General features: G+C 42.1%; 6 protein-coding genes. All 6 read left to right on the top strand.

The window, feature by feature from the left end; genetic code table 11:
* The coding region (locus VLN09_RS06070) for an enoyl-CoA hydratase-related protein (protein ID WP_325244656.1) at nucleotides 1-442 on the top strand (442 nt) is incomplete at its 5' end.
* Between the two features lie 77 nt (nucleotides 443-519).
* A complete protein-coding gene (locus VLN09_RS06065; protein ID WP_414709093.1) occupies nucleotides 520-2,109 on the top strand; it encodes a 3-hydroxyacyl-CoA dehydrogenase in 1,590 nt (529 codons plus the stop codon).
* A gap of 83 nt (nucleotides 2,110-2,192) precedes the next feature.
* The gene (locus VLN09_RS06060; protein ID WP_325244654.1) at nucleotides 2,193-3,395 is read left to right on the top strand and encodes a 3-oxoadipyl-CoA thiolase; all 1,203 of its coding nucleotides are present in this window, start codon (nucleotides 2,193-2,195) and stop codon (nucleotides 3,393-3,395) included.
* Nucleotides 3,396-3,460: 65 nt separating this feature from the next.
* Nucleotides 3,461-5,155 carry a fatty acid--CoA ligase gene (locus tag VLN09_RS06055; protein WP_325244652.1) on the top strand — a complete coding sequence of 565 codons (1,695 nt, stop codon included), beginning with the start codon at nucleotides 3,461-3,463 and terminating at the stop codon, nucleotides 5,153-5,155.
* A 97-nt stretch (nucleotides 5,156-5,252) separates the two neighbouring features.
* Nucleotides 5,253-5,723, top strand: a complete 471-nt coding sequence (locus tag VLN09_RS06050) for a thioesterase family protein (RefSeq protein WP_325244650.1) — start codon at nucleotides 5,253-5,255, stop codon at nucleotides 5,721-5,723.
* A gap of 116 nt (nucleotides 5,724-5,839) precedes the next feature.
* The gene (locus tag VLN09_RS06045) at nucleotides 5,840-6,871 is read left to right on the top strand and encodes a hypothetical protein (protein ID WP_325244648.1); all 1,032 of its coding nucleotides are present in this window, start codon (nucleotides 5,840-5,842) and stop codon (nucleotides 6,869-6,871) included.
* Nucleotides 6,872-7,129: the final 258 nt, after the last annotated feature.

Here is a 7,129-nt window from a genome sequence, read left to right as displayed (position 1 = left end):
GCTCGCTATGCACGCCGACATTATTGTTGCTGGTAAGTCTGCTAAGTTTGGACAACCAGAAATCAAAATAGGGCTGATGCCAGGAGCAGGGGGCACGCAGCGGCTATTTCGCGTGATTGGCAAACATAAAGCCATGAAGCTGATATTGACTGGTGACATGATCAGCGCAGATGAAGCGGATCAAATGGGGCTGGTCTCTGAAGTAGTCGAAGATGAGGCAACTATTAAGCGTGCCGTCGAGATTGCTGAACAATTAGCCGATTATTCGCCTATTGCCTTAACCCAAATTAAAGAAGTCGCCAATTTAGGGGTAGATATGCCACTACAAGCCGCGTTGGCTTTAGAGCGTAAAGCCTTTCAGATTTTGTTCGATACTGAAGACCAAAAAGAAGGTGCAAAATCCTTCTTAGAAAAACGTCGTGCTGAATACAAAGGGCAATAGCTTGTCGAATTATAGAGAAGCATAGCTAATCAACTTCGAAAACGAGGCTAGTTAACAAGATCATATAAAGGATTATTATGACAGTGAACACATTGGCCATTATTGGCACCGGTATTATGGGTATGGGTATTGCCCAAATTGCTGCCCAATCTGGGATTCAAGTGCTCTTATTTGATGCTAAGGCAGGAGCTGCTGAGCAAGGACGTCAATCTCTTCAAACCATGCTCGAAAAACTAACAGCTAAAGGCAAATTTACGGATGAGCAACTACAGTCGACTTTGAACAATTTGACCGTGATTGAAGATCTGACCCAAATTGTAAAAGCTGAGATAGTAATTGAAGCAATCATAGAAAATTTAGAAATAAAACAACAGCTTTTCAAACAGTTAGAAAGCATTGTCTCTGCTGAGACGATTTTGGCAACTAATACCTCATCGCTAGCGGTGACCGCGATTGCCTCTGATTGTGATCATCCAGAGCGCGTGGCAGGATTTCACTTTTTCAATCCAGTGCCGCTCATGAAAATCGTTGAAGTTATTCCGGGCATCTCTACTAGAGCTTCAGTGGTAGAGACGCTTAAAGATTTAGCCAAGTGCATGGGGCATTTAGGTGTAGTAGCGAAAGATACACCAGGTTTTATTGTCAATCATGGTGGCAGAGCTTACGGTACAGAAGCATTAAAAATATTAGGCGAGGGGGTCGCCAGTTTCGAGGATATCGATCGTATCTTACGTGAGGGTGCAGGCTTTCGGATGGGACCATTTGAGCTGCTTGATCTCACCGGTATCGATGTGTCGCATCCAGTGATGGAGTCGATTTATAATCAATATTATTCTGAGCCTCGCTATCGCCCCCATCCGTTAACACGTCAAATGCTAATAGGAAAAAAGCTTGGTCGCAAAGTTGGCGAAGGTTTTTACCAGTATAAAGACGGTCAAAAATTGACATCAAATACGTCTAAATCATCATCGTTTGAAGCATCATTTTCTAAAACAGGGTCTGATACCTCAAACATATCAGTCTGGATTGGGGCGGATTTAGTAGAAGACAAACAACAGCTGATTGATTACCTAAATGCTAACGACATCACTATTGATAGAAATGACGAACCACAATCTGACAGTCTGATATTGCTGGCAATCTATGGCGAGGATACGACCAATGCTGCTATTCGTTATCAAGTGAATCCTAAACAAGCGGTCGCCATCGATATGCTGACTGACTTATCTAAGCATCGTACCTTGATGCCAAGTATCGTCACTCAAGATAACTTTGTGATTCAAGCTTATGCTTTATTTGGTAAAGGATTAGATAACCGCTCAGTTGAGGATAAATCAACCACACAGGCAGCTGTTGATGCCACGCTTATTACTGAAAGTACTGGCTTTGTGGCGCAGCGAGTCATTGCGATGGTAATTAATCTAGGTTGTGATATTGCCATGCAAGGTATTGCCTCTCCTGAAGATATCGATAATGCCGTCAAGCTTGGATTAGGCTATCCGTATGGTCCTATCTCATGGGGCAACGAGCTTGGTGCTCAGAGAATTTTACTTATCCTAGAACGCATTTATGGGTTAACCGGTGATCAACGTTACCGTCCAAGCCCATGGCTACAACGCCGCGCCAAGCTAGGTATCTCACTATGTACTCAGCAGAGCAATTATTAAGGCTAATGACCTAGCTATTTAACGATGTTACTAAACCCTATATTTTAATAAGCCAAACTCTCAAAACAAAACAAGGAAAAGTTATGTTAGATGCCTATATTTATGATGGATTAAGAAGCCCTTTTGGTCGGCATGGTGGAGCATTAGCAACCGTTCGTCCTGATGATTTGATCGCCACGGTGATAAAGACTTTGGTTGAAAAACACCAATTACCTAACGATATTTTCGATGAGGTACTGATCGGCAATACCAATCAAGCTGGTGAGGACTCACGAAATATCGCCCGTAATGCCGTGTTATTAGCAGGGTTAAATGTCAAAATGCCCGGTCAAACCGTCAATCGCCTATGCGCTTCAGGATTATCGACCATTATCGATGCCGCTCGTAGCATTACTTGTAATGAGGGGGATATCATTTTAGCGGGCGGCGTTGAGTCAATGACCCGCGCACCCTTTGTCTTTGCTAAGACCGAGCAGCCTTTTAGTCGTGAGTTTAAAGTATTTGATACCACCATTGGCAGTCGCTTCCCCAATCCTATCATCGAGAAACAGTTTGGTAGCGATACTATGCCGCAAACGGGTGATAATGTCGCTCGCAAATACGGCATTACTCGCGAAGAAGCGGACAAATTTGCAGCGGCCTCGCAAGCTAAGTACCAAGCGGCAAAACAAGCTGGGTTCTTTGACGATGAGATAACGCCAATTATGGTATCGCAAGGTAGAAAGTTACCAGAAAAAGCCATATCAGAAGATGAGCATCCTCGTGCCAGCTCTACTGTTGAGGCCTTGCAAAAGCTTAATCCTTTAAATAACGAAGGTGTCGTCACAGCAGGTAACGCATCAGGTATCAATGACGGCGCAGCTGCTCTTATTATTGGATCAAAACAAGCAGAGGAAAAGCTAGGCTTTAAGCCTATTGCCAAGATTCTTTCGTCTGGTGCTATGGGTGTTGAGCCTAATATTATGGGCGTAGGCCCTGTTGAGGCTATTAAACTGGCATTGAAGCGTGCTGACTTGACCCTTGATGATATGTCAATTATTGAAATTAATGAAGCGTTTGCCTCGCAAGTACTCGGCTGTCTAAAAGGTTTGGATATTGATTTTGATGACAAACGCGTTAACCCTAACGGCGGAGCGATTGCCATTGGACATCCGCTTGGTGCATCAGGCGCTAGAATAGCATTGAGTACCGCTCGCGAGCTTCAGCGTACGGGCGAAAAATATGCAGTGGTCAGTTTATGCATTGGCATTGGGCAAGGGCTTGCCATGGTGATAGAACGAGTTTAATTCTTTTAAGCTACCTTTACTATTACTGTTCTCGCCATATTATTTCAATATCAAGGATGACCATAATGACTACGATACTTAACCAACATGAGGACTACCAGCAAGCTCAAGAAGCGTATGGTTTTCCTTTGATTATCAAACAGCTACTAAACCGTGCAAAAATCGCCTCTAAAGATCAAACTATTAGTTATGCAGATAAGTTTACTTATACGTATGCTGAATTTTTTAAGCGCGTTAATCGTTTGGCAAACGTACTTAAAAATATGGGTTTGCAAGCAGGTGATGTAGTTGCTGTTATGGATTGGGACAGTCATCGTTACCTTGAAGCGTACTTTGCCGTGCCTATGTCTGGAATGATTTTGCAAACGGTCAATGTACGCTTAGCTGAAGATAAAGTGTTGTATACCATCAACCATTCCAAACCAAAAGCCTTGTTACTAAATGCTGAATTTGAGCCGATGGCCAAAAATTACCGTCATGAAGCCCCTTCTATTGAGAAAATTGTTTGGCTGGATGACGCTGAATATGGTGAAGACACTATAAAAACTCAGCAAGATAGCATGCCAGATTATGTCGAAGGTGAGTATGAATCCATGCTAGCTAAGGTCAGTGATGAATTTGATTTTCCAGATTTCGATGAAAATACTATCGCTACCACATTTTATACGAGCGGCACGACGGGAGATCCAAAAGGAGTCTTTTTTACCCATCGACAGATCGTATTACAGACGCTATCGAGTACGCTAGCCTCTGCACTCAGTGCCGAAGGTCAAGGTGCTCGCTACAATGATGTTTATATGCCGATGACGCCATTATTTCATGTGCACGCATGGTGTTGGCCGTATGGGGCAACCATGATAGGGCTAAAACAAGTATATCCAGGGCGATATGTATCCGAAGTATTGGTTGACTTGATTGAACACCATAAGGTAACACTCTCACATGGTGTCCCAACCATTTTACAAATGTTACTTAAAGAAATGGCAACGCGAGGACGCAAGTTTAATGGTCTTAAGTTGTTAGTAGGGGGCTCCAAATTAAACGAGGGTCTAGCTGAAGCCGCTATTGAAAATGGCATAGAGTTTATTTCGGGGTTTGGGATGTCAGAGTCCTGTCCTGTACTTGCCAGAATGGCATTCGGCGATCAGACAAATGCTATGACAATAACAGAACAGATAAATTATCGTTGTCTTTCTGGCTCACCGATTATGCTCGTTTCGATGGAAATCTGGGATGAGAATGGCAAAGCCTTACCAATGGATGGTGAGTCGACCGGCGAACTCGTTGTTCGAGCGCCTTGGCTGACCCAAAGTTATTTTAAGAATCCAGATGCTGGCGATGAGTTGTGGCGCGGTGGCTGGATGCATACCCAAGATATTGCCTGTATTACCGCTGATGGTACTCTAAAAATTACGGATAGGCTAAAAGACGTCATCAAGTCAGGTGGCGAATGGGTATCCTCGCTTGAAGTCGAAACTGTTTTATCTTTTCATCCTAGCATTGCTGATATTGCAGTGATTGGCATACCAGATGAAAAATGGGGTGAGAAACCATTAGCCTTAGCCGTTTTAAAACCTCAGTATACCAATACGAAAGCGGAAGATATTTTAGCTTTAGGTCATCAAGCGGTAGAAAAAGGCCGTCTGCCAAAGTACGGCATTCCAAGTGAGGTGAGATTTTTAGTAGAAATGCCGAAGACCAGTGTGGGTAAGCTTGATAAGAAAAAAATGCGGTTAATGCACGCAGAAAAATTGATTTAGCCCAAACAGCTCTATTAGTGACTGCAAAAAAGCAGTTAATGGAACTTACTGATAATTTGAATAGGTATGTTCATTGGCGTGACTAGACGAGATAACTATGAAAGCTTTAGCAAAATTACCAGAAATACAAGAGACGCTTAATAAAGACAATAACCATCCCATGCATGGTTTTGCGGTTATTTACTCTCAACAAGTAGAGTGGGGCGATATGGATTCTTTTGGCCATGTCAATAATGTGGTCTATTACACTTATGCCCAAAATGCTCGTATCCACTATAACAGTCAATTAAATCTCTTTAATGAAAAGACTTTTTCTGTCATGGCAGCATCATCCTGTCAATATTTCAAACCAGTGGTCTACCCTGATACCTTATGGATTGGGGTCCGAGTCAAGAAAATTGGCAATGCCAGCTTGATTCATGAATATACCTATTATAGTACCGCTATGAATACTATTGTCGCTAGCGGTGAGTCAGTGTTGGTATATCTTGATAAAGCCAGTGGACAAAAGAAAAATATCGATGAGACAAAAAAAGCCGCGATCACTGATTTTGAAATGGTTCAATAAAGTAGGAGACATGTGTTTTTGTACAAGGAGATAGTACTGGTATTTATGAAGTGAAAAAATACAGTAGCGATAGGCATTTAAAGGGATTTTCAAATAATACAAGGAATGTATAGGTCATGCTTTATATCAAAAAGTTGTCTTTTGGTTTGGCGGTTCTTGGCGTATGTGCACAGGCACAAGCCATAGATCTTGTCACAAATGCAGATACTACTCTAAGTATCGGTGGTTATGTTAAAGCCGAAGGTATATTTTATTCTCCAGACGAAGGCGAGTCAGAGTTCAAAGGCAATGCACGGCAATCTCGGATTAATCTTAAAACCACTAAGAAGGTAGATGACAAAAAATTAACAGGTTTTATTGAAGGGGATTTTTATGGCAATGCCGCAAATGGCGGATCAGACTTGCGACTTCGCCATGCTTATGTTCAGGTCAATGATTTGACCGTAGGTAAGACATGGAATGGGCAGTTTTTGGCGGTCTATCCGCTTTTGACTGAACAGCTTGATTTTCGAGGTACGGGATTAGGGACCATCTCTGGTGGTGGGGCTGATATTCGTCCAGATTTAACGGTGCATTATACTCATAAAGGGCTGCGTTTTACCGCTCAACAACCTGTTTATGAGGAAGCTAACCTGCCTGATATGGTGGTCAGCTATAAAAATAACATATCTGATCTTAGCTATAACTTAGCAGTCACTGCGCGTGAGGCTAAAAATGGAAACGATTCAGATGTAGGCATTGGTGCTTCTTTGGCGGGTAAACTCAAACTGGGTAATGACTCATTACATGCGAGCGTATTCAATGGTAAAGGGATGGGAGCCTATTCTACAGTATGTGTCGGAAAAGCACTTGGGGCGACTGGTGCTTTAGATTGTGATGCTGAAAATGGTGAACTTGTGTCGCAAACGGGCTTTACGGTAGGGTATAGGCATAAATTTACAGAGAAGCTTCTAAGTAATATGCGTTATGGCGAGATTAATGTAGATGATGCGGCTGATACTTCTGTAAATGTAAAAAGTATAAACCTTGTCTATAATTATTTACCAGATCTCGATTTTGGTATTGAGTGGAGAGATCGAAGCGATAAGACCTTATCACAAGTAAAAAAAGGTCAACAAGTCGAAATAATGGCCAAATATAGCTTCTAAGCTGCCAGTTTGAGTTTAAAACCAAATGATTTATGCTTAATATCCAACTTTGAGAGCATCATCTGGCAATATTATAAAATAATTAAAAGATCGTTGGCACCATACTAGCTATAGTGCCAATGACCTTTTTTAGTCTTAAACTCTTATTCTTGGGATGATTAGCCTACCATCAATTATTGTAGGCTATAGAATAAAGTCAATATGCTTGCTGATCTAAAGTGATAACTGCCTTTTTTAACCAAGTGCCAGCCTTACCTA

Source organism: Psychrobacter sp., assembly GCF_035469765.1.
In the GTDB taxonomy this organism is placed as follows: Bacteria; Pseudomonadota; Gammaproteobacteria; order Pseudomonadales; family Moraxellaceae; genus Psychrobacter.
Note: the sequence above shows the minus strand (reverse complement) of the source record. Positions and strands in the feature narration are given on the sequence as shown.